22 protein-coding genes are annotated in these 24715 nt (G+C 70.7%); 11 read left to right on the top strand and 11 right to left on the bottom strand.

The window, feature by feature from the left end; translation table 11 throughout:
- Positions 1-109: 109 nt before the first annotated feature.
- The 6 genes from ABZ027_RS35965 (at position 110) to ABZ027_RS35940 (ending at position 7638) form a co-directional block, all read left to right on the top strand.
- A complete protein-coding gene (locus tag ABZ027_RS35965; protein WP_356775894.1) occupies positions 110-1150 on the top strand; it encodes an NUDIX domain-containing protein in 1041 nt (346 codons plus the stop codon).
- Between the two features lie 387 nt (positions 1151-1537).
- The gene (locus ABZ027_RS35960) at positions 1538-2569 is read left to right on the top strand and encodes an ABC transporter permease (protein WP_356775892.1); all 1032 of its coding nucleotides are present in this window, start codon (positions 1538-1540) and stop codon (positions 2567-2569) included.
- 83 nt (positions 2570-2652) lie between these two features.
- Positions 2653-4320, top strand: a complete 1668-nt coding sequence (locus ABZ027_RS35955; RefSeq protein ID WP_356775890.1) for an ABC transporter substrate-binding protein — start codon at positions 2653-2655, stop codon at positions 4318-4320.
- A 75-nt stretch (positions 4321-4395) separates the two neighbouring features.
- Complete coding sequence (locus tag ABZ027_RS35950; protein WP_356775888.1) at positions 4396-5388, top strand: ABC transporter permease; 993 nt, start codon at positions 4396-4398, stop codon at positions 5386-5388.
- A 28-nt stretch (positions 5389-5416) separates the two neighbouring features.
- Positions 5417-6493, top strand: coding sequence for an ABC transporter ATP-binding protein (locus ABZ027_RS35945; RefSeq protein ID WP_356775886.1), 1077 nt, complete (start codon positions 5417-5419; stop codon positions 6491-6493).
- Between the two features lie 26 nt (positions 6494-6519).
- On the top strand, positions 6520-7638 hold the full coding sequence (locus ABZ027_RS35940) for a dipeptide ABC transporter ATP-binding protein (RefSeq protein WP_356775884.1): 1119 nt from the start codon (positions 6520-6522) through the stop codon (positions 7636-7638).
- Here the strand turns inward: ABZ027_RS35940 and ABZ027_RS35935 are convergent.
- From ABZ027_RS35935 to ABZ027_RS35925, 3 genes are read right to left on the bottom strand one after another with little or no spacing between them, the layout of a single operon-like run.
- Positions 7548-8645, bottom strand: coding sequence for a protein kinase family protein (locus tag ABZ027_RS35935; protein ID WP_356775882.1), 1098 nt, complete (start codon positions 8643-8645; stop codon positions 7548-7550). The two genes, ABZ027_RS35940 and ABZ027_RS35935, sit on opposite strands and share 91 nt — an antisense overlap.
- A gap of 10 nt (positions 8646-8655) precedes the next feature.
- Positions 8656-9354 (bottom strand): MBL fold metallo-hydrolase, encoded by a 699-nt coding sequence (locus ABZ027_RS35930; protein WP_356775880.1) that lies wholly within the window; start codon positions 9352-9354, stop codon positions 8656-8658.
- A 60-nt stretch (positions 9355-9414) separates the two neighbouring features.
- Positions 9415-10770, bottom strand: coding sequence for a dipeptidase (locus tag ABZ027_RS35925; protein ID WP_356775878.1), 1356 nt, complete (start codon positions 10768-10770; stop codon positions 9415-9417).
- A gap of 134 nt (positions 10771-10904) precedes the next feature.
- Between ABZ027_RS35925 and ABZ027_RS35920 the strand changes: the two genes are divergently transcribed.
- Positions 10905-12188 carry a geranylgeranyl reductase family protein gene (locus ABZ027_RS35920; protein WP_356775876.1) on the top strand — a complete coding sequence of 428 codons (1284 nt, stop codon included), beginning with the start codon at positions 10905-10907 and terminating at the stop codon, positions 12186-12188.
- Here ABZ027_RS35920 and ABZ027_RS35915 read toward each other — a convergent pair.
- Positions 12178-12633 carry a nitroreductase family deazaflavin-dependent oxidoreductase gene (locus ABZ027_RS35915; protein WP_356775874.1) on the bottom strand — a complete coding sequence of 152 codons (456 nt, stop codon included), beginning with the start codon at positions 12631-12633 and terminating at the stop codon, positions 12178-12180. The two genes, ABZ027_RS35920 and ABZ027_RS35915, sit on opposite strands and share 11 nt — an antisense overlap.
- A gap of 153 nt (positions 12634-12786) precedes the next feature.
- Here ABZ027_RS35915 and ABZ027_RS35910 point away from each other — a divergent pair, with 153 nt between their 5' ends.
- From ABZ027_RS35910 to ABZ027_RS35900, 3 genes are all read left to right on the top strand, one after another.
- Positions 12787-13485, top strand: a complete 699-nt coding sequence (locus ABZ027_RS35910; protein WP_356775872.1) for a TetR/AcrR family transcriptional regulator — start codon at positions 12787-12789, stop codon at positions 13483-13485.
- Between the two features lie 121 nt (positions 13486-13606).
- Positions 13607-14842 (top strand): sensor histidine kinase, encoded by a 1236-nt coding sequence (locus tag ABZ027_RS35905; protein ID WP_356775870.1) that lies wholly within the window; start codon positions 13607-13609, stop codon positions 14840-14842.
- Positions 14839-15504, top strand: coding sequence for a response regulator transcription factor (locus tag ABZ027_RS35900; RefSeq protein ID WP_356775868.1), 666 nt, complete (start codon positions 14839-14841; stop codon positions 15502-15504). The genes ABZ027_RS35905 and ABZ027_RS35900 overlap by 4 nt, the downstream gene beginning before the upstream one ends.
- Here ABZ027_RS35900 and ABZ027_RS35895 read toward each other — a convergent pair.
- Positions 15465-15749, bottom strand: a complete 285-nt coding sequence (locus ABZ027_RS35895) for a DUF6332 family protein (protein ID WP_356775866.1) — start codon at positions 15747-15749, stop codon at positions 15465-15467. The two genes, ABZ027_RS35900 and ABZ027_RS35895, sit on opposite strands and share 40 nt — an antisense overlap.
- 83 nt (positions 15750-15832) lie before the next feature.
- Entirely contained in the window at positions 15833-17350 is a 1518-nt protein-coding gene (locus ABZ027_RS35890; protein ID WP_356775864.1) for an MFS transporter, read from the bottom strand.
- Between the two features lie 85 nt (positions 17351-17435).
- Between ABZ027_RS35890 and ABZ027_RS35885 the strand changes: the two genes are divergently transcribed.
- The gene (locus tag ABZ027_RS35885) at positions 17436-17831 is read left to right on the top strand and encodes a MarR family transcriptional regulator (RefSeq protein WP_356775862.1); all 396 of its coding nucleotides are present in this window, start codon (positions 17436-17438) and stop codon (positions 17829-17831) included.
- 18 nt (positions 17832-17849) lie between these two features.
- Here ABZ027_RS35885 and ABZ027_RS35880 read toward each other — a convergent pair whose 3' ends face one another.
- From ABZ027_RS35880 to ABZ027_RS35860, 5 genes are all read right to left on the bottom strand, one after another.
- Positions 17850-18590, bottom strand: coding sequence for a maleylpyruvate isomerase family mycothiol-dependent enzyme (locus tag ABZ027_RS35880; RefSeq protein WP_356775860.1), 741 nt, complete (start codon positions 18588-18590; stop codon positions 17850-17852).
- 64 nt (positions 18591-18654) lie between these two features.
- Entirely contained in the window at positions 18655-19848 is a 1194-nt protein-coding gene (locus ABZ027_RS35875; RefSeq protein ID WP_356775857.1) for an MFS transporter, read from the bottom strand.
- Between the two features lie 190 nt (positions 19849-20038).
- On the bottom strand, positions 20039-21196 hold the full coding sequence (locus tag ABZ027_RS35870) for an ABC transporter substrate-binding protein (protein ID WP_356775855.1): 1158 nt from the start codon (positions 21194-21196) through the stop codon (positions 20039-20041).
- Between the two features lie 76 nt (positions 21197-21272).
- Positions 21273-23807, bottom strand: a complete 2535-nt coding sequence (locus ABZ027_RS35865) for an ATP-binding cassette domain-containing protein (RefSeq protein WP_356775853.1) — start codon at positions 23805-23807, stop codon at positions 21273-21275.
- Between the two features lie 13 nt (positions 23808-23820).
- A complete protein-coding gene (locus ABZ027_RS35860) occupies positions 23821-24690 on the bottom strand; it encodes a branched-chain amino acid ABC transporter permease (RefSeq protein WP_356775851.1) in 870 nt (289 codons plus the stop codon).
- Positions 24691-24715: the final 25 nt, after the last annotated feature.

The raw sequence follows: 24715 nt of genomic DNA, 5'->3' as shown, positions 1-24715 counted from the left end.
ACGAGCTCAGGGGGCACCGGCGCCACGTCTGTGCGCCCTCTACTACGGCTGGTTTCCGTGGCAGGGTGGAGCGGGCAAGCCTCAGGGGGCCGGCTGAAGAGGGGGAAACGTGATCGTCTGGATCAACGGCGCGTTCGGTGCGGGGAAGACCACCACCGCACGGGAACTGATCGAACTGATCCCGAACAGCACGCTCTTCGACCCCGAGGTCATCGGCGGAGCACTCACGCAGCTGCTGCCGCCCAAGCACCTCGCCGAGGTCGGCGACGTCCAGGACCTGCCGAGCTGGCGACGCCTCGTGATCGACACGGCGGCCGCGATGCTCGCGGAGCTGGGCGGGACCCTGGTGGTTCCGATGACCCTTCTGCGCCAGGACTACCGGGACGAGATCTTCGGTGGCCTGGCCGCACGCAGGATCAACGTCCGGCATGTTCTCCTCGCCCCGGCGGAAACGATCCTGCGTGAGCGCGTGGCCCGACGCGCGCTCCCGCCGGGCATCACGGACGGGGAGATACGCATACGGCAGTGGTCGTACGACCACCTGGACACGTACCGATCCGCTCTCGCCTCCTGGCTCACCGCGGACGCGTACCCGATCGACACCAGCGCCCTCACGCCGCACCAGAGCGCCGCGCGGATCGCCGAGGCGGTCAGCCACGGCACCGTGCCCGTCTGCGACATCGTGCAGACGCCCGAACCGACCGCCGAGACGCTCGCCGCGGGTGTCCTCCTCTTCGACGAGCAGGACAGGGTGCTGCTCGTCGACCCCACCTACAAGGCCGGCTGGGAGTTCCCCGGCGGGGTCGTCGAACCCGGTGAGGCTCCGGCCCGCGCCGGCATGCGCGAGGTCACCGAGGAGACCGGCATCCGACTCGACGACGTACCCCGCCTCCTGGTCGTCGACTGGGAGCCGCCCGCGCCGCCCGGCTACGGCGGGCTGCGCCTCCTCTTCGACGGCGGACGCCTGGACTCCACCGAGGCGGGGCGGCTGCTGCTGCCCGGGCCCGAACTGCGCGACTGGTGCTTCGCCTCCGAGGAAGAAGCCGCCGACCTGCTGCCGCCGGTCCGCTACGAGCGGCTGCGCTGGGCCCTGCGAGCGCGAGAACGCGGAGCGGCGCTGTACCTCGAGGCCGGGATCCCGGTCGGCTGACCGCCGGGAGACCCCCGCCGCCACCTGGTGCCGGCGGGGATCTCACCTGTACACCGACTCGTCCGGAGCCCCGTGCGTACGGGCCGGCCGACGCCGCCGTGCACCGCGCGCCGGCCAAGAGTGCGTCGCGATACCTCTATGCCAGAGCTAACGAAACCTCTCGCTCTCGTCAACTCTTGGCAACCTCCGCAAACAATCACTTTTCCGCCCCTGTTCCGCCTTGACCGGGCCGAAGCGGCATTGCGACAGTCCGCTCAGTCTTCACGGCGCCGACACCGGACGCCGTCCAGGCCTTTCGCCCAGGGGCCCGTCCCCTGACGCGTCCCTTCCCCCGGCGACCGCGGCCACCCCGCGGCAGCCCCAGCTCACACCCGGGACGTCCGTACGATGACCACGCAGCATCAGCCGGTCCTGAACGCCACCGGCACCCCGCCTGAGGCCGGGGAACCGGCCGGAGCCCTTCCGGCCGCCGTGCCCACCGTCGCCGGGCGCTCACCGGCCCGGATGGCCTGGAACCGGATCAGGCGCGACAAGGTCACCTTGGCCGCCTTCGTGGTGACCGCCCTGTTCATCGTGATCGCGTTGCTGGCCCCGGTGCTCACCGCGCTGACCGGCTGGGGGCCCATCACCCCGGACGGCGGGGCGATCGACCCGGACACCGGCAACTTCCCCTACGGATCGCTGGGCGGCATCAGCCCGCACCATCTGCTCGGTGTCGAACCGGGCACCGGATACGACCTGTTCGCCCGGGTGGTGCACGGCCTGCGCACCTCGCTCCTCGTCGGCTTCGCCTCGGCCGTGCTGTCCACCGCCGTCGGTGTCGTGGCCGGACTGGCGGCGGGCTATTCCGGCGGCTGGGTCGACTCGGTGCTGTCGCGGGTCATGGACGTGATGCTGGCGTTCCCGCAACTGCTGTTCATCATCGCGCTCACCCCGGTCATCCAGAACGCCCTGCAGACCAACGCCCACGGCGGCACCGACGAGAACCTGCGACTGCTGGTCCTGGTCCTCAACATCGCGGGGTTCGCCTGGGCCTACACCGCCCGCCTGGTACGCGGCCAGGTGCTGTCCCTGCGCGAGCGGGAGTTCGTCGACGCGGCCCGGATCATGAGCGCCGGCCGCGCGCACATCCTCTTCCGTCAGCTGCTGCCCAACCTGTGGGCGCCGATCCTGATCTCCTTCGCGCTCGCCGTCCCGCAGAACATCACCACCGAGGCGGCCCTGTCGTACCTGGGCGTCGGCGTCATCCCGCCCAACCCGGACTGGGGATCCCTGTTGTCGGACGCCTCCGCGTACTTCCTGCAGGACCCGATGTACCTGTTCATCCCCGGCGTCCTGCTCCTGATCCTCGTCCTGGCGCTCAACCTCCTCGGAGACGGCGTCCGGGACGCCCTGGATCCCCGCGCAGCCCGCGGCTGACGCCCCTTCCACCCCCGAACACCGGCCCGGACGGTCCCCGACGGACCGCCGCAGCCGAGTCCGTACAAGAACGGAGTTACCTGATGACGCGCAGAAAGCGCAGGATCGCCCTGACGGCATCCGCCGCGGCGATCGCCCTGGGGGTCACCGCCTGCGGTGGCTCCTCCAGCACCACCGGCAGCGGCTCCCCGTCGAAGGGCGGCACGCTGACCATCCTCAACGACGCGGACTACAACCACATCGACCCTCAGCGGACGTACACCACCGAGGGTTCGAGCATGGACTACGAGATCGTCCGCACCCTCACCGGATGGGACGAGACGGGATCGCAGCCCAAGCTGGTCGGTGACCTGGCCACCGACACGGGAACACCCAGCCAGGGCGCCACGGTGTGGACCTACCACCTGCGCCACGGCGTGAAATGGCAGGACGGTACGGAGGTCACCGCGCAGGACGTCAAGTACGGCGTCGAGCGGGCGTTCTCCCCGGACATCAACGGCGGCCCGCCGTACGCGAGCCAGTGGCTGGTCGGCGGCGCCTCCTACAAGGGCCCCTTCAAGGGACAGCAGCTGAGCTCGATCCAGACGCCGGACAAGTACACGATCGTCTTCCACCTCAACCAGCCGGTCGCCGACTTCAACGAGACGACGACGATGACCGGGTGGTCGGCGGTGCCCAAGGCGCACGACACAGGTGCCACGTACGACCTGCACGTCTGGTCCGACGGGCCGTACATGATCAAGTCGTACAGTCATGGCAAGGAACTCGTCCTCGTCAGGAACAAGTACTGGAGCCGGTCGACCGACCCGATCCGCGAGCAGAACGTCAACGAGATCGACGCCAAGTTCGGGCAGGACCAGGCCGCCATCGACCAGCAGCTCAAGTCCGACGGGGGCGCCGCCCAGACCTCGATCACTCAGACCCCGATCGCCGGCTCCGACCTGACGGCGATCGCCAACGACCCGTCGCTGAAGTCGCGTTACTACAAGATCGCGGCCCCGGGCATCAACTACCTGGCGATCAACACCGGCCGGGTCAAGGACATCAGGGTCCGTGAGGCGATCGAGGACGCCATCGACAAGACCACCGTCCGCGGTGCCTTCGGCGGTTCGGCCTACGGCGACTACGCGACCTCGATGCTGGCCCCCGGCATCGACGGCCACAAGAACTTCAACCTGTACAGCTCCGACCCCGCCGGGGACATCACCAAGGCGAAGGCGCTGATGAAGCAGGCCGGCGACCCGAAGCTCACCATGTCGCTGGCGGTGGAGAACATTCCCACGCACGAACACTTCGCCGACGCCGTGAAGACCGCGCTCGCGAAGATCGGCATCACGGTGAACATCTCACCGCTCGACAAGAACAACTACTTCAGCATCGTCGACAACGTGAAGAACCAGTACGACCTCACCTGGGGCGACTGGATCGCGGACTGGCCGAACGCCTCCACCGTGCTGCCCACCCTGTTCGACGGGCGGCAGATCAAGAACCTCCCGCAGTCCAACAACGACCTGTCGTACCTGAACGACCCCAAGATCAACGCGCAGATCGACAAGATCGGCAAGATGACCGACATCAAGCAGCGCAACGCCGCCTACGGGGACCTGGACGAGCAGATCCTGAAGGACGCGGCCGTGGCCCCGCTGATGTACATGAACTTCAGCGACCTGAGCGGCTCCAAGGTCGGCGGAGTCATCGACGACACGATCATGGCCGAGCCCAGCCTCGTCCACGCCTACGTCAAGAACTGACGCACCCCTTCTGAGACCCGCCGGCGGTCCCCGGCCGCCGGCGGGCACCCCACTCACGTCAGGTTCCAGCGCCCCATGTTCCGTTATCTCATCCGACGTCTGCTGGCAGCGGCCGTGATCCTGCTGGTGATCACCGTCATCACCTTCGTCATCTTCTTCGCGTTGCCGTCCAACCCCGCCCTGTTGGCCTGCGGCAAGACCTGCTCCCCGTCCCGGCTCGCCGAGATCAGGCACTCCCTGGGGCTCGACCAGAGCTTCATGGCCCAGTTCTGGGAGTTCTTCAAGGGGCTCTTCGTCGGCCGCGACTACGGCGACCAGAGCGTGCGCGTGCACTGCGGCGCGCCCTGTCTCGGGCTCTCCTTCCAGACCGACACCCCGGTCCTCACCACCCTGCTGAGCGACTTCCCGGCGGACCTGTCGCTCGGTCTCGGCGCCGCGGTGGTCTTCCTGGTGCTGGGCGTCGGCCTGGGCCTGGTGGCCGCGGTCCGCAGGGGCCGGGCCGCCGACAAGGCGGCCGTAGGACTGGCGTTGGTCGGCGTCTCCGTGCAGATCTACTTCATCGGTCTGCTGCTGCTGTTCCTGTTCGTCGACAAGTGGCAGATCCTGCCCGCGGCCGGCTACACGCCGTTCACCCAGGACCCGACCGCCTGGTTCCAGGGGCTCGTCCTGCCCTGGGCCACGCTGGTCATCGTGTATCTCGCGATGTACACCCGGCTCACCCGCTCCTCGATGCTGGAGGTCCTCGCCGAGGACTACATGCGCACCGCGCGGGCCAAGGGGCTGCCGGTCGGCAAGGTCGTCCTCAAACACGGACTGCGGGCCGCGATCACCCCGATCATCACCATCTTCGGCATGGACGTCGGCTCGCTGATCGGCGGCTCCGCGGTGATCACCGAGTCGGTGTTCGGGATCAACGGCATCGGCAAGCTGGCGGTGGACTCGGTGCAGAACTCCGACCTGCCGGTCATCCTCGGCACCACGCTCTTCGCCGCCACCTTCGTGGTGCTCGCCAACGTGGTCGTCGACGTCGTGTACGGCCTCGTCGACCCCCGTGTACGCCTCGCCTGAGACCCCACAGCCGCGTAAGGAATGCCCAGTGTCCCTGCAGACCTCTCCACAGCCCGCGGGCCTCCCGCCCGCCGCCGAATCCTTCCTCGACGTACGGGACCTGAGGGTGCACTTCCCCACCGAGGACGGCGTCGTCAAGTCCGTCGACGGTGTCTCCTTCACGTTGGAGAAGGGCCGCACCCTCGGCATCGTCGGCGAGTCCGGCTCGGGAAAGTCGGTGACCTCGCTGGCCCTGCTCGGCCTGCACAAGGGCACCCGCGCCACGGTCTCCGGCGAGATACGGCTGGCCGGCCGCGAGCTCGTAGCCCTCCCGGAGCACGAGATGCGCGCCTTGCGCGGCCGGACCGTGTCCATGATCTTCCAGGACCCGCTGTCCGCCCTGCACCCCTACTTCACCGTCGGCGCCCAGATCGCCGAGGCCTACCAGGTGCACCACAAGGTCTCCAAGAAGGAGGCCCGGGACCGCGCCGTCGAGATGCTGAAGCGGGTCGGCATCCCTCAGCCCGAGCGGCGGGCGAAGGACTATCCGCACCAGTTCTCCGGCGGCATGCGGCAACGCGCCATGATCGCCATGGCGCTGGTCTGCGACCCCGAACTGCTCATCGCCGACGAGCCCACCACCGCCCTGGACGTCACCGTGCAGGCACAGATCCTGGATCTGATCCGCGACCTCCAGGAGGAGTTCGGCTCCGCCGTCATCCTCATCACGCACGACCTCGGCGTGGTGGCCGACATCGCCGACGACATCCTGGTGATGTACGGCGGCCGACGGATCGAGTACGGCACCGTCCGGGACGTGCTCAAACAGCCCGAACATCCTTACACCTGGGGCCTGTTGGAGTCGATGCCGCAGATCACCGGTGACGTGGAACGTCGGCTGAACCCGATCGCCGGCTCGCCGCCGAGCCTGATCAACCCACCTGGCGGGTGCGCCTTCCACCCCCGGTGCACGTACAAGGGCTGGGTGAGCGACGGGCGTTGCTCGGTCGAGCGGCCCGAACTGCTGGCCGTCTCCGGCACCGAACGGCATCTCGCCGCCTGTCACCTGACACCGGAGACCAAGGACGAGATCCGCGGCCGCAGGGCCGCCGGGGCCGCGCAGTGAGGGCGGCGGACGAACAGGAGCACGCCGTGAGCACCACCCAGCCCCTTCCCGCGGAGCAGGGCGTTCCCGCCGTCGAGCAACCGGCCGGCGAGAGCCTGCTCGAGGTCAGCGGTCTGCACAAGCACTTCCCGATCCGGCACGGCATCGTCTTCCAGCGCCAGATCGGTGCCGTGCACGCCGTCGACGGCGTCGACTTCACGGTCGGGGCCGGCCGGTCGCTGGGGCTGGTCGGGGAGTCCGGCTGCGGCAAGTCGACCACCGGCCGCCTGGTCACCCGGCTGCTGGAACCGACCGCCGGCACCGTCGTGTTCGACGGTGAGGACATCACCCACACCCCCGCGACCCGGATGAAGGAGGCCCGCCGCAACCTCCAGATGATCTTCCAGGACCCGTACTCCTCGCTGAACCCGCGGCACACCGTCGGCACCATCGTCGAGACGCCGATGCGGCTCAACGGCATCAACCCGCCCCAGGGCCACCGGAAGAGGGTCCAGGAGCTGCTGGAGACGGTGGGGCTCAACCCCGAGCACTACAACCGCTACCCCAACGAGTTCTCCGGCGGGCAGCGCCAGCGCATCGGCATCGCCCGGGCCCTCGCCCTCAGGCCCAAGCTCATCGTGGCCGACGAACCGGTGTCGGCGCTGGACGTGTCCATCCAGGCGCAGATCGTCAACCTGCTCCAGGACCTCCAGCGGGAGTTCGGCATCGCGTTCGTCTTCATCGCCCATGACCTCGCGGTCGTGCGTCACTTCTGCGAGCGCGTCGCGGTGATGTACCTCGGCAAGATCGTCGAGGTGGCCGACCGGCAGACGCTCTACACCCGGCCCCGGCACCCGTACACGCACGCGCTGCTGTCCGCGGTCCCGGAGGCCGACCCGGACGGCGTCCGGCGCCGGGAACGCATCCGGCTGGCAGGGGATGTCCCCTCACCGGTCGACCCGCCCTCCGGGTGCCGGTTCCGTACCCGTTGCTGGAAGGCGCAGGACCGGTGCGCGATCGAGGAGCCGCCGCTGGTCCGGGTCGAGGGGAACCCGGAGGGACACCTGACGGCCTGTCATTTCCCGGAGGAGCCGACGATCGTGGGTCGTGAGGAGGACATCGTCCTCGACCCGGCGGTGACGCCTTCGAGTTCCTCGTCAGGGTAGGGAGTGAGCCTGCTGTCCTGTTCGAAGCGCCGGTTGAAGTCGCCCATCACCACGGCGAGTCGGGCGTACCGGGAGATGAGCTCCGCGGCGGCCCCCGGGATGCCCTCGGGTCGCCCGCCGTCGGCGCAGGCGCGGATGAACTCCTCACGTTCGTCCCTGCCGAGGCCGTACTGGTCGACGACCAGCCAGTGGACGAGGTAGGAGAAGGCGTAGGCGCGGTCGTAGGAACGGTGGCGGTCGAAGAAGTCGCTTTCTTCCGCGCCCAGTCGGAAGCGGGACGACAGGGACAGGCCGTAGTCGGTGAGATACAGCTGGTGTCCGTCGGTGAGGATGTTGCGGAAGTGGGCGTCGAGGTGCAGGAGCCGTCGCTCGTGGAGGAACCCGGTGACGGCGTCGAGGCCCTGCTCCACGAGGGCGCAGGCCAAGCCCGCCTCGTCCGTGCGGAGCCGGGCCGCGAACCAGTCGTGGAGGGTGCAGGGCACGTGCTCCAGGAACAGCGTCAGACTCGCGGACGCCGTGCGCCGGCCCTCGATGCTCTCCCGCAGCCCCGGTGATCCGCCCCAGTAGGCCACGGCCCGTTCCACGTCGGCGAGTTCGTCGGGGAGGGGCTGGGGTGTGTCCGGCAGGACCCTCCAGTGGTGCAGCAGCGGGAAGCCCGGAAAACGGCCGGACAGCACCCAGTTGGTCGTCATCTCGTGCACGGCCAGCTCACGCCAGGCGCCGAAACCGGGGCTGCCGACGGCACCGACGCCGTAGTGGCAGTGGGCCGGCAGGTCGAAGAGGTTGGCGGTGGAGCGGACGTGCTCCGGGCGGCGCTCGGTGTCGGTGAGGGGCACCCGCTTCACGAAGACGGGGGTGCCGTCGACCTCCAGGAGCGTCGACCGTCCGCCGATCCCGGCACCGGCCGGCACGCCCGAGGCCACCAGGTCCGCCAGTTCGCGGTCGCTGTGCAGGGCGAGTGAGGTGGCGAGGTCGGTGTGGGCGGTGAGGCGCGTGGTGGACGGCATGCCCCCATGGTCATCCCCGGGCCCCGTAGGTGTCGGCCATTTCGCGCAGCGCGGCCCCGGCCCGGCCGACCATCGGGGCGCCGTGACCGAAACAGGCAACGTCCGCATCGAGAGCGGCGAGCCGGTGACAGGCGGCGAGAACCCGGGAGCGGTCGAGGTTGAACACGCCCGGTATCACGCCGACGTCGACCGGCGAGGCGGCGATCGTGTCTCCGGTGAACAACACGCCGTGCTCCGGGAGATGGAGGGCGACGCTGCCGTCCGTGTGCCCGGGGACGTGGACGACCCGGGCCCCGCCCCCGAAGTCGAGGGCGTCGCCGTCGGACAACTCGGTGACCCTCGACGGGCGCTGGTAGCCGTCAGCGGGGAGGTGCCGTGCGGCCTCTGCGTACAGCGGGCGCTCCCAGTCCTCGAACACCGGTGACGGACCCGGGACCTCACCCCGTACGACGGGAGCGTCCAGGTGGTGGGCCAGCACCTCGGCACCGGTCAGTGCGGCCAACTCGCCCGCGCCGCCCGCGTGGTCCTCGTGGAAGTGGGTGAGCACGATCCGGCGCAGGCCGCCCTTCGCGCAGGCGGAGATCGCCGCCGCGAACCCCGCTGGTCCGGTGTCGATCAGCGTCAGGTCGTCGCCGTCGCGCCAGAGATAGGCCTGGCCGACCGGGAAGCGAAGGAGGTGGAGACGGGGGAGTAGCTCTACGACGTCCATGGGACGACCGTAGAAGGGCCCCCGCCCGCAGGTGGGGGCCCTTAGCTGTGGGCAGAGCGGTCAGCTCGCCGCGTAGTTGCGCAGGAACAACGCCTCCGCCACCGACAGGCGCTCCAGCTCCTCGGGGGACACGCTCTCGTTCACCGCGTGGATCCTGGCCTCCGGCTCGCTCAGACCGATCAGGAGGATCTCCGCGCGCGGGTACAGCGAGGCGAGGGTGTTGCACAGCGGGATGGAGCCGCCCTGGCCGGCGTACTGCATCTCCTGGCCCGGGTACGCGACCGCCATCGCCTCGGCCATCGCCGCGTACGCCGGGCTGCTCGTGTCCGCGCTGAACGGCTGCCCCTGCCCGATCTGTTCGGTACGCACCCGGGCGCCCCACGGGGTGTGTGCCTCCAGGTGCGCCTGGAGCAGCTTGGTCGCCTCGGCCGCGTCCACGCCCGGCGGCACCCGAAGGCTGACCAGCGCGCGGGCGCTCGCCTGCACGGACGGGGTGGCGCCGACGACCGGCGGGCAGTCGATGCCGAGGACGGTGACGGCCGGGCGGGCCCAGATCCGGTCGGCGACCGTACCGGAGCCGATCAGCTCGACGCCGTCCAGCACACCGGCGTCCTGGCGGAACTGCTCCTCCTCGTACCGCAGCCCGTCCCACCGGGACTCGGGGGTGAGGCCGTCGACCGTGGTCGAGCCGTCCTCGGCGCGCAGCGAGTCCAGGACACGGATCAGCGCGCCGAGCGCGTCGGGGGCGGCGCCGCCGAACTGACCCGAGTGCAGATTGCCCTCCAGGGTGTCGATCGCCACCCGGACCATGGTCATGCCGCGCAGCGTGGAGGTGACCGTCGGCAGCCCGACCCGGAAGTTGCCGGCGTCGCCGATGACGATGGTGTCGGCCTCCAGCAGGCCGGGGTGCTGCTCGGCGTAGCGCTCCAGGCCGCCGGTGCCCATCTCCTCGGAGCCCTCGGCGATGACCTTCACATGGACCGGGACGCCGCCGTTCGCCTTCAGTGCGCGCAGCGCCAGCAGATGCATGATCACGCCGCCCTTGCAGTCGGCGGACCCGCGCCCGTACCAGCGGCCGTCCCGCTCGGTCAGCTCGAAGGGCGGGGTGGTCCAGCCGGCCTCGTCCAGGGGCGGCTGCACGTCGTAGTGCGCGTACAGCAGGACCGTTTTCGCGCCCTCGGGGCCGGGCAGGTAGCCGTACACCGACTGCGTGCCGTCGGGGGTGTCGAGCAGGGCCACGTCCTGGAAGCCCTCGGCGGTCAGCGCGTCCGCGACCCACCGGGCGGCGCCTTCGCTCTCGCTCCTGGGGAACTGCTCGAAGTCAGCCACCGACTTGAAGGCAACCAGTTCGGTGAGTTCCGCCTTCGCCCTCGGCATCAGCGAGGCGACGGTCTCGGCGACCGGATGCGACGACATGGGCACGCTCCTTGTGGGTGCGACGTTGTACCAGTGAGTGGCGTAGATCCTCCCACAGTGGCCTGCGGCGATGACCGCCGTAGGATGCGGGGGGACAGGTGCGGCAGCGGTTTGATCAGGAGCAGTAGACCATCGTGAGCAGCGAGAACTCTTCGGCGGACGACTCTTCGACGGACGACGGGCAGCGGGTGTGGGACGTCGTCGTGGTGGGCGCGGGACCCGCGGGCGCCTCGGCGGCCTACGCGGCGGCAGTCGCGGGGCGGCGCGCGCTCCTGCTGGAGAAGGCCGAACTGCCCCGGTACAAGACCTGCGGCGGCGGCATCATCGGCCCCTCGCGCGACTCCCTGCCGCCCGGCTTCGAGCTGCCGTTCCGGGACCGCGTGCACGCGGTGACCTTCTCGAACAACGGCCGCTTCAGCCGTACCCGCCGCTCCCGGCACATGCTGTTCGGGCTGATCAACCGGCCCGAGTTCGACCAGCAGTTGGTCGAGCACGCGCAGAAGGCGGGCGCGGATCTGCGTACGGGCGTCACCGTCCAGCGGGTCGAGCAGCACGGCTCGTCCGTGCCGGACCGGCGCACGGTCGCGGTCGTCCTGCAGGGCGGCGAGACGGTGCTGGCGCGCGCCGTGGTCGGCGCGGACGGCAGCGCGAGCCGCATAGGGGCTCATGTCGGCGTCAAGCTCGACCAGGTCGACCTCGGCCTGGAGGCGGAGATCCCGGTGCCGGAGACGGTCGCCGAGGACTGGAAGGGGCGGGTGCTCATCGACTGGGGGCCGATGCCCGGCAGCTATGGCTGGGTGTTCCCGAAGGGCGACACGCTGACGGTCGGGGTGATCTCGGCGCGCGGTGAAGGGGCGGCCACCAAGCGGTACTTGGAGGAGTTCATCGGGCGGCTGGGGCTGGCCGGCTTCGAACCGAGCATCTCCTCCGGCCACCTGACCCGGTGCCGGGCCGACGACTCGCCGCTGTCGCGCGGGCGGGTGCTGGTGTGCGGGGACGCCGCCGGGCTGCTGGAGCCGTGGACCCGCGAGGGCATCTCGTTCGCGTTGCGTTCGGGCCGGCTCGCGGGGGAGTGGGCGGTGCGGATCGCGGAGGCGCACGACGCGGTGGACACCCGCCGCCAGGCGCTGAACTACGCGTTCGCGATCAAGGCGGGGCTCGGCGTCGAGATGGCCGTCGGCAAGAGCATGCTGACGCTCTTCGAGCGGCGTCCCGGCCTGTTCCACGCGGCCCTGACCGGCTTCCGCCCGGCCTGGAAGGCGTTCATGGACATCACGCGCGGGGCCACGTCACTGGGCGAGCTCGTCCGCGCGCACCCGCTCGCCCAACGTGCGCTGACCGCGATGGACCGGCGGCCCGCGGACCCCTCGGCTTCCGCCGCCCCCTCGGACCCCTCGGGCGGCGAGGTCACTTCGTGACCGTGATCCGGAAGACCGGGTGGTCGCCGGCGGCCGCGACGATCTCCTCGTCGGTGGACTTGGCGGTGACCCCGTTGAAGTACTGGTTGACCTCCCAGCCCCACTTCTCCAGGTAGGTCCGCAGGATCGGGAGTTTCTCCGCGTCGGGAAGCTCCACCGCGGTGAACGCGCGCACCTTGCGGCCCACCCGCAGCTCCCCGCCGCCGGCCGCCCGCATGTTGCGCACCCACTGGGAGTGCCCGCGGGCCGAGACCAGGTACTGCCCGCCCTCGTAGGTGTGCGGGTTGACGGGGATGCGCTGCAACTGCCCGCTCTTGCGGCCGCGGACCGACATCTCGGCCGTCCCGGCGAGGCTGAATCCGTGCCGGGCCAGCCATCCGATGACGTTGTTGAGCCGGATGTTCATCGGGCTGCCCTGGAGGTAGTACGGCGATGACGTCGACATGGGGACTCCCTGGTGGTCGTGAGAGCGGAGCTCTCACCCTTTCCGAGAGCACTGCTCTCGCTTGAGAACAGTCTGCACGAGAGCGGTGCTCCAAATCAAGAGCAGTGCTCTCTTTTGTGTGCACTGCTCTGTTCTCATGGGACACTGAGCCGTATGAGCAGCAGCACCCCAGGCGGCGCCCGAGCCCGCGCCCGGATCGAAGTCACCGCGGCCATCAAGGACGAGGCGCGCAGACAGCTCGCGGCCGAGGGCGCCGCAAAGCTGTCGCTGCGGGCCGTGGCCCGCGAACTCGGCATGGTCTCCTCCGCGCTGTACCGCTACTTCCCCAGTCGCGACGACCTGCTCACCGCTCTCATCATCGACGCCTACAACTCCGTCGGCGAGCGCGCGGAAGGGGCGTACGCCGCCGCTGTCGACGCCGGTCCCGTCCGCTGCTGGACGGCGGTGTGCGAGGCCCTGCGCACCTGGGCGCTCGAAAGCCCGCACGAGTACGCGCTGATCCACGGATCGCCGGTGCCCGGCTACAGCGCGCCGGAGACGACGATCCCGGCCGCCGCCCGGACCGGCCTCGTCCTGATCGGCATCGTCCGCGACGCGCACCAGGGCCCTGGTCTCTCCCTGACGCCCCTGCCCGCCGAACTGCGGCCCGAGGCCGAGCGGATCGCCGCCGACTTCGCCCCCGAGCTCCCGCCGGAGGCACTGGGGGCGCTCGTCGCGGCCTGGGCCGAGCTGTACGGGCTGATCAGCTTCGAGCTCTTCGGGCAGTTCAACGGGGTCGTGGAGGACCGCGCACCGTTCTTCCGGCACGCGGTGACCCGGCTCGCCCACAGCGTGGGGCTGGGCCCTGCCTGACACCCCAGGGAGGTGAGCCGCCGAGCGGGTGGGGCGGGACCCGGCGTACTTCACGGGGAGTACGTCTGATCACCGCGTTCGGCGGACGCCACCGGGACCGCGGGCGTCTAGCGTGGCCGTCATGGACGAGCACGAGAGGTCCGCGGTCGGCAGCGGGGCGCCCCGATGGTGGCGCAACGGGCCGGCGTGGTGGAACCGCTGGGACGAGCGGGAGCGAAGCGGCCGGTGGCCCTGGCTCTCCACCCTGCTGCTCACCGTGTTCGTGCTCGCCGGCTCGACCTTCGCGGCGCACGTGCAGGAGGGCGAGCGGGCCTCCCTCACCCCCTTCGCGCGGCTGCTCCTGGTGGTGGCCTCGGTAGCACTGCTGTGGCGGCTTCGGTATCCGGTGGTCGTCGTGTTCATCACGGCGGCGGCGGCCATGGTCTACCTGGGCGCCGGATATCCGTACGGGCCGGTGTTCCTGGCCGTCGCCCTGGCCTGCTTCAGCGCCGTCGTCGCGGGGCACCGCTCAGCCGCGTGGGCGGCGCTGGGGATGCTCTGGGCCGGGCATGTCCTGGTCGCGCACTGGCTGTACCGCTGGCTGCCGCCCGCCGGTGATCCGGCCGCCTCCTGGGACGAGGAGATCGTGATCGCCGCCTGGACGGTGGCGATCGTCGCGGTCTCGGAACTGGCCCGCACCCGACGCGAGCAGTGGGCCCGCGAGCGGGCGGAGCGCGCTCAGGCGGCCCGTCGGCGCGCGGACGAGGAGCGGCTGCGGATCGCCCGTGAGTTGCACGACGTCCTCGCGCACAGCATCTCGGTCATCAATGTGCAGGCGGGCGTCGGCCTCGCGCTCCTCGACACCGACCCGGAACAGGCCCGCACGGCGCTCACCACCATCAAGGCGGCAAGCAAGGAGGCGCTCGGCGAGGTCCGCCAGGTCCTCGGCACACTGCGCGCGCCCGGAGACGCGCCGCGTGCGCCGGCACCCGGCCTGGACCGGCTGCCCGAGCTGGTGGAGCAGGCGGCGGGCGCCGGTCTCACCGTCGAGGTCACCGGCGATCCGCCACGCCTCGCGCCCGGGACGGATCTCGCGGCCTTCCGTATCGTCCAGGAAGCCCTCACCAACGTCGTACGGCACTCCGGCTCACGGCACGCGCGGGTGCGGCTCGCACACGACGGCGGGGCACTACGGCTGCGTATCGACGACGACGGACCGGCGACCGGGGCCGAGGCGGGCGGCGGTGGCAACGGTCTGGCCGGAATGCGCGAGCGGGCCGCCGCCCTCGGTGGCACCATCGAGGCGGGCCCGCGCGGAGACGGAGGGTTCCGGGTGCTGGCGGTGCTGCCGTCGAAGGTCAAGGAGGAGGACCGGTGATCCGTGTGCTGCTCGCCGACGACCAGTCACTGGTGCGGGCCGGCTTCCGGGCGCTGCTCGACGCCCAGCCGGACATCGAGGTGGCCGGAGAGGCCTCCGACGGTGAGGAGGCGCTGCGCGCCGCCCGCGAACTGCGCCCCGACGTCGTCCTGATGGACATCCGCATGCCGCTCCTCGACGGCCTGGCCGCGACCCGGCGCATCACCGAGAACGCGGCGCTCGGGCAGGTCAAGGTGGTCATGCTCACCACCTTCGAACTCGACGAGTACGTCTTCGAGGCGATCCGCTCCGGTGCCTCCGGTTTCCTGGTCAAGGACACCGAACCGGAGGAACTCCTGCGCGCCGTACGGGCGGTGGTCGGTGGCGACGCGCTGCTGTCGCCGGGTGTCACCCGACGGCTGATCGCCGAGTTCGCGGCCCGGTCCAAGGAACCGGCCGCCGCAGGCGCCCTCGCCGAACTCACCGAGCGGGAACGGGAGGTGATGGCCCTGGTCGGCATCGGCCTGTCCAACGAGGAGATCGCCCGACGCCTGGTCGTCAGCCCGCTCACCGCGAAAACCCACGTCAGCCGCACGATGGTCAAGCTGGGCGCCCGCGACCGGGCCCAACTCGTGGTGCTGGCCTACGAGTCGGGGCTGGTGCGGCCGGGCTGGCTGGGCTGAGGTGCCTTCCGGAAACGGACCAGCACACTGACGACCCGGGCGAGGAAGAGGACGGGCGCGAGCACCACTGCGGTGCGGACCAGCACAAGCTCCACGGTGCCCGGCAGTTCGAACAGCAGCGCCGGACCGGCCACCGCCCCGAAGACGACCGCAGCCGCGAACGCCGCACTGACCAGCGCGTACCCGATCTCGACAGTGATCGCGTCCCGCTCGCTCTGACCGCGCCGTCCCCCATAGGTCTCCACCCCCGGAAGTCTCACAGGGGCGCGCCCGGCGGGCAAGCAGGCCCCGCCGGGCGCACGGCATCGAGACGACCCTTCAGGCACCTCTAGTCGCGTACGACAACGCGCTCCGTCTCCGTCTCCGTCTCCGTCCGAGTCTCCGTCTCCTTCGCGGTGGACTTGGCGATCACGACGGAGGGTCGTGCCCCTCGCGTGGTCCGCAGGCCGGAGAGTGTGATCAGCAGGCCGGCCGCGGCGACCACGGTCACCACGATCAGTCCGGGCCGGTAGCTGTCGAGGACTGCCTGCGGGGTGGCGTTCTCGGGAGCGCCCGCGGTCACCACGGCCGTCACGATAGCGAGGAAGATCGCGCCGCCCACCTGGACCGAGGTGTTCAGCAACCCGGAGACCATGCCCTGCTCGTGGTCCTCGACGCCGTTGGTGGCCTGGATGTTGAGCGAGGGGAAGACCAGGGCGCAGGCGGCGCCGATGAGCAGCATCGACGGCAGGATGACGGCCGCGTACCCGGGGTCGAGGTCGACGCGCAGGAACAGCGCGTACCCGACGACCATGAGCGCGAAGCCCGTCGCGATCAGCCGTGGGGTGCCGTACCGGTCGACGAAGGAGCCGACCTTCGTCGAGGACAGCGCCACCAGCGCGCCCGCGGGCAGGAAGGCGAGCGCCGTGTGCAGCGCCGACCAGCCGAGCAGTGACTGCATGTACAGGGTGACCAGGAACTGGAAACCGACGTACGAACCGAAGAAGGCCATGGCACCGAGCTGAGCCCGGATCTGGCTGCCGGAGCGCAGTACGCCGAGCCGGATCAGCGGGCCGGCCGAGCGCCGTTCGACCCGGACGAACACGGTGAGCAGGACGGCGACGGCCAGAAAGGACAGCAGGGTGCGCGCCGAGGTCCAACCGGCCTCCGGTGCCTGGACCACGGTGAAGACCAGCAGCAGCATCGACGCGGTGCCGAGGACGGCGCCGGGGATGTCGTACCCGTTGTGGTCCTTCTCGCGCGGGCTGCGCGGCAGCAGCTTCAGTCCGGCGGCGAGGGCGACCAGGGCGATGGGTGCGGGCAGCAGCATGGTCAGACGCCAACTGGCCTCGGTGAGCAGGCCGGACAGCACCAGGCCCATCGAGAATCCGGTGGCGGCGCAGGTGGTGTAGATGGACAGGGCGCGGTTGCGCAGCGGGCCCTCGGGGAACGTCGTGGTGATGATCGAGAGGCCGGCCGGTGCGGTGAAGGCCGCGCTCAGGCCCTTGATGAAGCGGCTGGCGATCAGGAGCGGGCCCGAGTCGACGAGCCCGCCGAGCAGCGAGGCCAGCGCGAAGACACCCAGGGCGATCAGGAAGACCTGACGCCGGCCGAGCAGGTCGGCGGTCCGTCCGCCGAGGAGCAACAGGCCGCCGTAGCCGAGGATGTAACCGCTGACGATCCACTGCAGGGTCGAGGTCGACAGGCCGAGGTCGGCGCCGATCGACGGCAGGGCGACGCCGACCATCGACACGTCCAGCGCGTCCAGGAACATCGCGGCGCAGAGCACCAGGAGGGTGCCCCACAGCCGGGGCGTCCAGCGAACCGTCGCGGAGGGGGCCGCGGAGGTGGTGAGCGGAGAGGTCATGGCGCAGACACTACATGCACATGCATGCGATGCAACTGCATTTAATTCCAGCGCAACAAATTCGGTTTTCTGCTACGGTGCGCCCATGGCGGCGAAGAAGGCCGAGCGTGCGCTCGCGGAGCAGTGGCGGGACATCCTGGCGCTGCATGCGCGCACCCAGTGCGAACTCGACCGCGCACTGCATCAACACGGCTTGTGCGGCAGTGACTTCGAGGTTCTCGACGTCCTGTCCGAGGGGCGCCCGGTGGACGGCGTGTGCGCGTACCGCGTGCAGGAGATCTCCGAGCGCGTTCACCTCAGTCAGAGCGCGCTGTCGCGGTTGGTCGCCCGGCTGGAGAAGGACGGTCTCGTCGAGCGCGCGATGTGCGCGGAGGACCGGCGGGGTGTGCGGGTGGCCCTGACGGACAAGGGGCGCGCGCTGCACGGTGACCTGCTGCCCGTACAGCGCGCGGTGTTGAAGAGGATGCTGGCGACGAACTGAGCCGGGCTCGGCTCCAGATCACACGGCCGACTTGGCCCTCCACAACTCGGCGACCGAGGTGTCACCGGTCACGGCGGGGAACGGCACTCGGTTCCATAGCGCGAAATACAACTCCGCAGCAGGGCCGGCTACTTCGCAGTCGGCTTCCTCGCCGGGTCCGGCATCGCCCCGCTGGGCCACCGGCGGCTCTGGGGACAGTCGTACGGTCCACACGGCGCCGTCCGCGTCCGTCGCCCGCACCCGCAGAACCCGGGGCTCCGGTGTGCGCGCCCTGCTCCTGTCGCGGGCGTGGAAGCCGAGCAGCAGTTCGTCGATGCCGTCCGCCGCGAAGGCGGGCCCGATCCCGGTGGGCGTGCCGCCCCTGGCCGACTCGGCGTCGAAGCGGTGCACGGCCGTCTCGTGCGCCTGCCGCCGGGCCCAGAACGCCAGCGGCGACGGGGCGGGCAGGAACTGCCAGCACCGGACGTCGGGCGAGGCGCCGGCGAGTGTGTCGACGAGGCGTCCGTGTCCTTCCCGGAACCAGGTGAGCAACGCGGCGCCGTCCAGGTCGGGCGGGCCCCCGAGGGGGCGGGGGGACGTGTGTCCCTCGGCGACGAACGCGGTCGCCCAACGGTGCACCGCACCCGTGTGCCGCAGCAGGTCGCGCACCTGCCACTCCGGGCAGGTCGGCACCTTCGCGTCGGTGCCGGCCTGCTCGGCGGCGGTGGCCAGCGACCGGCCCTCCCGGTCCAGGATCGCTACGAACTCGGCAGTCTCCATGGGGTGAGTGTGCCGGATGGAGCGCGCTCCAAGGGGGCTTACGGAGGAAGGGGCCGGTGGCCCACTACTCGTCTCGCGAAAGCGCCGGGGCCTGTCCGGCCGGGGCCGTGGGCAGGACGGTGAGACTGATCAGGGTGGCGACCGCCGCGAGTACGGCGACGCTGGTCAGCGCCACCGGAAGGGAGAACCAGTCGGCCATGAAGCCGATGGCGGGCGGTCCGAGGAGCATGCCGCCGTAACCGAGCGTGGACGCGATCGCGACGCCGTCCGGGCCGGCCAGCGTGCCGGCGCGTTCCACGGCGACGGGGAAGAGGTTCGCGAGACCGAGCCCGGTGATCACGAAGCCGGCGAGCGCGGCCCACAGCCAGGGAGTGAGCGCGGCGAGCAGCATGCCGCCCGCGGCGGTCGTGCCGCCGACCACCAGGGTGCGTGTCTGGCCCAGCCGTTCGAGCAGTCGCGTGCCCGTCAGACGGCCGATGGTCATGGCGAGCGCGAAGCAGGAGTAGCCGACAGCCGCCACGCCCGGTGCGGCGTCGAGGTCCTGTTCCAGGTGCAGGGCGCTCCAGTCGGCCAGGGCCCCCTCGCCGTAGGCCGTGCACAGCGCGATCAGACCGAAAGTGATCACGAGGGGGCGAGTGCGGGCCCCCGGTCGGCGCGGTGCCGACGGCGACCGCGGGACGGTCTGCGGCGGGGGCGGGGGCTGGATCCGCAGCAGCGTACGGCCCGCGAAGGCGGTGACGAGCAGACCGATCGCCGTGAGAACGAGCAGGTGTCGCGTGGGGGAGAGCACACCGGCGACCAGTGCGCCGAGGCCGGCGCCGACCATGCCGCCGAGGCTGAACGCGGCGTGGAAGCTGGGCATGATCGGGCGTCCCAGAGCGCGTACCAGGTCGACCGCGGCACTGTTGAACGCGACGTTTATCCCGCCGTACGCGCTGCCGAAGATCAGCAGCACGGCGCCCAGCGCGAGCGCCGAGTGGGTCAGTGGGGGCAGGGCGACGCTGAGCGAGAGCAGCACGGCGCAGACGACGGTCACCTGGTGGTTGCCGAAGCGGCGGCAGAGGTGGCCGGTGAGCACCATCGTGACGACGGCGCCGGCCGAGACGCCGAGCAGGGCGAGCCCGAGGGTGCTGGCGGAGGCACCGGTCTGGTTCTTGATGGCGGGGATCCGTACCACCCAGCCGGCGAAGATGAAGCCGTCGAGGGCGAAGAAGACGGTGAGGACGATGCGGAGCCGGGTGAGGGTGTCGCCCGGCACGGCGGTGTGCGTTCGGGCTTTGTTTATTAGCGGCACAAAATCAGGCTAGGGGGGAGCCGGAAGGGGAGCAAGGGAGTTGAGGGCGCCGAGGCCGGGCTCACGGGACGCCCGAGCCCTCGGCGCGGTGGGAGTGCGGCGGGGCAGCGCGGCCCCCGTGTCGCGCTGCGGCCCACCGTGCCGAGGTGGGCGCTCAGTCGCGGGTCGGGGGCGTGTAGAAGTCGCCGACCGAGGTCCAGACACCGTTCTTGACTTCCACTCGCTGCACATCACGGGTGCCGAGGTGGTTGGTCGCGCTGAAGTTCATCACCGGCGACACTCCCGGGTCCACCTTGGTCGCCTTCTGGTACGCGGCGGTGATCGACTGGGCCGTGACCGGGCCCTTGACGGTCTTCGCGATCTCGGCGAACACCTTCGCGTTGCTCCATCCCCACAGGGCCAGGAACCCGGCGGTCTGCCCTGGCTCGTACTTGGCCATGGCGGTGCGGAACTCCTTCACCGAGGGGTCGGCGTCCGAGGGCGCCTTGACCAGTTGGACGGCCTTGAGACCCTCGGCGGCGTCCTTGGCCAGGGCGATCGTGGACTCCGCGGCCACCGGCGCGTAGGCGTAGGTGGGCAGCGAGAGGCCCTGCAGCTTGGCCTCCTTCACGAAGGCGGCTGCCTCGGGGGAGGTGAGGATCAGGATCACCGCCTGCGTCTTCGCGGCCTTCACCTTGCTGATCACCGGCGTGTAGTCGGTGGTCTGGTACTTGACCGCCAGCCGGTCGACCTCGACCGAGGGGTTCACCTTCTTCGCCGCCGGCTCCACCTGCTTGGCCACGTTCACGAACGCGGCCGGGTCACTGTGCACGACGAGGATCTTCTTCGCGCCGTCCTTCGCCGCCCAGGCCGCGACCGCAGCTGCCTGGTCCTCGTACAGGGTCTGTGTGCCGAACAGGCCGGGGCGCGGCGGCTTGTACCAGGCCTCGGTGCCGCCCACCTCGTTGAGGACCGGCACCTTGGACTGGTTGAGGACGAACGGGAAGGCCGCCTCCGCCTGGGCGGTGCCGTTCGCGTTGACGATCGCCACCACCTTGTCCTGGCCGACCAGTTCGCGTGCGATCTGCACGGTCTGCTGCGGGTCGGCCGCGTTGTCCTTGACGGTCCACCGGATCTTGCGTCCGTTGATGCCGCCGGATGCGTTCAGCATCTTGAAGTACGCGTCGGCGCCCGCCTTCTCGCCCACGCCGTACGGGGCGGTGGCGCCGGTGAGGGGGAGCCACGCGCCGATGTGGATCTCCGACGAGTCGCCGCCGGAGCCCGCGGAGTCCTGCCCCCCGCACGCGTTGGCGGTCAGCGCCACCACGGCCATGACGGCGACGGTTCCCGCCGTGCGGCGAGTCTTTCTGATGTTCCGGAACACGATGTACCTCGCTTGCGACGTGATGTCAGTTCACTTGGGATGTCCGGGTGGTGGGCACGGCGGCTTCGGGGGCCGTCGGAGCACCACTGAAATACGCTGATTCCGCGACCGCCGCGAACGCCGGGTCGCCCGGCCGTCCGTGAGCGGCGACGACGCCCTCGTGCAGGACGGCCACCTCGTGGCAGACGGACATGGCCCGGCTGAGCAGTTGCTCCAGCAGAACCACCGTCAGCCCGTCGTGGGCCAGCCTGACCAGCCGGTCGTAGACCTCGTCGACCAGGACCGGCGCCAGCCCCAGCGCCGGTTCGTCCACGATCAGGACGTCCGGCCGGACGATCAGTGCCCGGGCGATGGCGAGCATCTGCTGTTCTCCGCCCGACAGTCCGGCGGTGGAGGCGGACAACCGGTCGCGCAGCCGCACCGGCAGCCACTCGGTCGTCTCCTCCATCCGTTCCCGCAGGTCCGCGCCGGTGATGCCGGCCGCGTACGCGGCGACCTCCAAGTTCTCCCGCAGGGTCAGGGTCTTGAACAGCGCCCGGCCCTCGGGCGCCAGACTCGTGCGGACCGCTCCGCCCGGCTCCCGGTCGCCGCGGGCGGGCCGCAGCGAGCCGTGCAGGATGCCGGCCAGGGTGCTCTTGCCCGCGCCGTTGGCCCCGGCGACACCCAGCACGGTCCCCTGTCGGACGTCGAGGTCGACGTCCCGCAGCGCGACCACACCGCCGTACGAGTGGCCGATCCCGCGCAGACGGATCATGCTCCGTTCGCCCACGCGCTCAGGCAGGCCGGCCCGGTTGCCGACCGTCCCCAGGTAGGACGAGCGCACCTTCGGATCCTGCAGAACGGTGTCCGGGGTGCCGTCGCCGATGGTGCGGCCGAAGTCGAAGGCGAGCACCCGGTGGGCGACGGAGAACAGGTCGTCGAGGACGTGATCGATGACCACCACCGAGGTCCCGTCCGCGTTCAGCCGCCTGATGTGCTGTGCCAGCAGGTCCCGTTCACCCGCGTCGAGACCGCCGAACGGCTCGTCCAGGATCAGCAGTCTTGGTTGTTCGGCGATCGCCCGGGCGAGGTCGAGGCGCTTCTGGAGACCGAAGGGCAGCTCCGCGGGCCGACGGTCGGCCACGTCCGCGAGACCGACCGAGTGCAACAGCCGCGCGACCATGGCCCGGTCCTGGGCCGTGATCCAGCGTCGGGTGCACAACACGTTCTCGGCGACGGTGAGTTCGGAGAAGAGTTCCGCGTGCTGGAAGGTGCGGCCGATGCCCAGCCGCCGCCGCGCGGTCGCCCTGGCCTTCAGCAGCGGTCGCCCGGCGAACTCGGCGGTCCCGCTCACCCGTCCGTTGCCGGTCAGTCCGGACAGCGCGTTCAACAGCGTTGTCTTCCCTGCCCCGTTGGGCCCGATGACGGCCAGCACCTCGTCCTGCCGCACGGACAGCGAGGCCTCCTCCAGTGCCTTGAGCCCGCCGTACGAAACGGACACGTGTTCCAGGTGTAGAAGTGCCGCACCGTCACCCTCTGCCTTGGCCGGGCGCTGAAGCGGCGAGAGGTCCGTGGAGGGCTCGGGGGTGTGCGGCTGCCGGACGCCCCGCCGTCGCCCCATCCGCTGCAGCAGCTTTCGCGCGGGGGCGGCGAGGAACGGCACGACCCCTCCCGGCAGGAACAGGAGGATCCCGATCAGCACGATGCCCTGCACCACCGGCTGGGCCAGCCCGACAGTGGACGACAGGGAAGGGCTCCAGGTCAGATAGACGCCGCCGACCACGGCACCGAGGACGGTGCCCACTCCGCCGAGCACACACGCCGCGATCAGCGAGATGCCGAAGGCGAGCGAGAACGGGTCCGGGCTGACGAACCCGGTGATCAGGCCCAGCAGCACTCCCGCGAAGCTCGTGCACGCCGCGCTCACCGCGAACGACAGCGACGACTGGGCCTCCGGCGCGATACCGACCGTACGCGCGGCCATGGGATGCGACTTGGCGGCCACCAGCCGCATCCGCAGGCCCGAGGCGCCGGCCGGCACGGCCAGGGCGAGGATCACGGCGGCGGCCCCCACCGCGAGGTACTGGGGCTCGGTGCCGCCCCCGAGGAACGTGCCGAGGCCCAGCACACTGCGCAACTGGACCACCGGGACCCCCTGGTCGCCACCCGTCACACTGCTCCAGCGGTTGACCACTTCCAGCGTCACCGTGGTGAAGGCGAGGGTCAGCAGGGCGATGTAGAGCACCGAGAACCTGGCTCCCGCGTACCCGAGGAAAGCGCCCAGGGCGGCGCCGGTGGCGACGGCACCGAGGATCACCGCCTCCAGTGGCCAGTCGTGGGAGCTGCCGTACGCGGCGAAGTAGGCGCCGATCGCGAAGAACGCGGGATGGCCCACCGACCAGATGCCGGACCAGCCGGCGAGCAGGCCGACCGACAGGACGACGATGGTGTACACGGCCGCCAGCGCCACCGAGTACATCTGGTACGCCGGGATCGCGCCGGCGGCCATGAACGCCATGAGCACCGCGCCGGCGGCCGGCCCCATGGCGGCCTTGGCCAGCAGGGAACGGTTGAAGACCATGGGATGAGACCCCTCAGACCCGTTGGAAGGTGCGGGTGCCGAACATGCCCTGCGGACGGATCAGCAGGACCAGCACGGTGAACGAGAACACGAACGTGTCCCGGAAGCTGGCGGAGACGTAGTTCGCCGCCATGTTGTCCAGGACACCGATGGTCAGCCCGCCGATGACCGCGCCGTACATGCTGTTCAGGCCGCCCAGGAAGATGCCGGCGAAGGCCCGGAACAGCGGGGCGACGAGCGCGGTGGGCACCAGCCCGGACCGTGGCGCGTACAGGCAGGAGCCGAGCGCGGCGAGACCGAGCCCGAGCGCCCAGGAGATGCGGGCCAGACGCTGCGCGCCGAGGCCGACGACCCGGGCCGTCTCGGCCGACTCGGCGGCGGCGCGCATGGCCGAGCCGAGCGTGGTGCGCGAGAACAGGAAGCCCACGAGCGCCATCGCCACCGCGGCGACGCCGATCGTCAGCAGGCTCTGCACCGGCACGGCCGCGCCGGACCAGCGCACCGTCCCGTCGACCAGGCTGGGGAAGGACTGCGGCTGGTCGGTCCAGATCGACCCGGCCAGGCTCTCGGCCACCAGCGAGACGCCCATGGTCACGACGAGCGCGGAGAACAGCTGGCCCTGACCGAGCGGTCTGATCACCGTCTCGCGCACCAGCAGGCCCGCCGCGACGGTCACCGCGACGGCGGCGAGCAGCCCGAGCACCGTCGCCACACCGCGGTCGTGCAGCGAGACAGCCACATACAGGCCCAGGGTCGCGAGCGACGCCATCGCGAAGTTCACGACGTCCGTGGCCCGATAGATGATCACCAGCCCGAGGCCGATGAGGCCGTAGACGGCTCCACTGGCCACACCGCTGACCAGGACAAGCAGGAACTGACTCACAGTCCCTCCCTCGAAGAAGAGCGGG

The organism is Streptomyces sp. NPDC006332, assembly GCF_040612855.1.
In the GTDB taxonomy this organism is placed as follows: Bacteria; Actinomycetota; Actinomycetes; order Streptomycetales; family Streptomycetaceae; genus Streptomyces.
This window is presented reverse-complemented; position numbering and strand designations above follow the sequence as displayed.

Excerpts from the sequence above, each read along its gene's own strand:
- ABZ027_RS35915 (WP_356775874.1), bottom strand. The coding sequence starts at position 12,633 with ATGTCGACGTCATCGCCGTACTACCTCCAGGGCAGCCCGATGAACATC.
- ABZ027_RS35960 (WP_356775892.1), top strand. The coding sequence starts at position 1,538 with ATGACCACGCAGCATCAGCCGGTCCTGAACGCCACCGGCACCCCGCCT.
- ABZ027_RS35870 (WP_356775855.1), bottom strand. The coding sequence starts at position 21,196 with ATGGCCGTGGTGGCGCTGACCGCCAACGCGTGCGGGGGGCAGGACTCC.
- ABZ027_RS35865 (WP_356775853.1), bottom strand. The coding sequence starts at position 23,807 with ATGGTCTTCAACCGTTCCCTGCTGGCCAAGGCCGCCATGGGGCCGGCC.
- ABZ027_RS35950 (WP_356775888.1), top strand. The coding sequence starts at position 4,396 with ATGTTCCGTTATCTCATCCGACGTCTGCTGGCAGCGGCCGTGATCCTG.
- ABZ027_RS35880 (WP_356775860.1), bottom strand. The coding sequence starts at position 18,590 with ATGGAGACTGCCGAGTTCGTAGCGATCCTGGACCGGGAGGGCCGGTCG.
- ABZ027_RS35930 (WP_356775880.1), bottom strand. The coding sequence starts at position 9,354 with ATGGACGTCGTAGAGCTACTCCCCCGTCTCCACCTCCTTCGCTTCCCG.
- ABZ027_RS35935 (WP_356775882.1), bottom strand. The coding sequence starts at position 8,645 with ATGCCGTCCACCACGCGCCTCACCGCCCACACCGACCTCGCCACCTCA.
- ABZ027_RS35905 (WP_356775870.1), top strand. The coding sequence starts at position 13,607 with ATGGACGAGCACGAGAGGTCCGCGGTCGGCAGCGGGGCGCCCCGATGG.
- ABZ027_RS35925 (WP_356775878.1), bottom strand. The coding sequence starts at position 10,770 with ATGTCGTCGCATCCGGTCGCCGAGACCGTCGCCTCGCTGATGCCGAGG.
- ABZ027_RS35955 (WP_356775890.1), top strand. The coding sequence starts at position 2,653 with ATGACGCGCAGAAAGCGCAGGATCGCCCTGACGGCATCCGCCGCGGCG.
- ABZ027_RS35890 (WP_356775864.1), bottom strand. The coding sequence starts at position 17,350 with ATGACCTCTCCGCTCACCACCTCCGCGGCCCCCTCCGCGACGGTTCGC.
- ABZ027_RS35885 (WP_356775862.1), top strand. The coding sequence starts at position 17,436 with ATGGCGGCGAAGAAGGCCGAGCGTGCGCTCGCGGAGCAGTGGCGGGAC.
- ABZ027_RS35910 (WP_356775872.1), top strand. The coding sequence starts at position 12,787 with ATGAGCAGCAGCACCCCAGGCGGCGCCCGAGCCCGCGCCCGGATCGAA.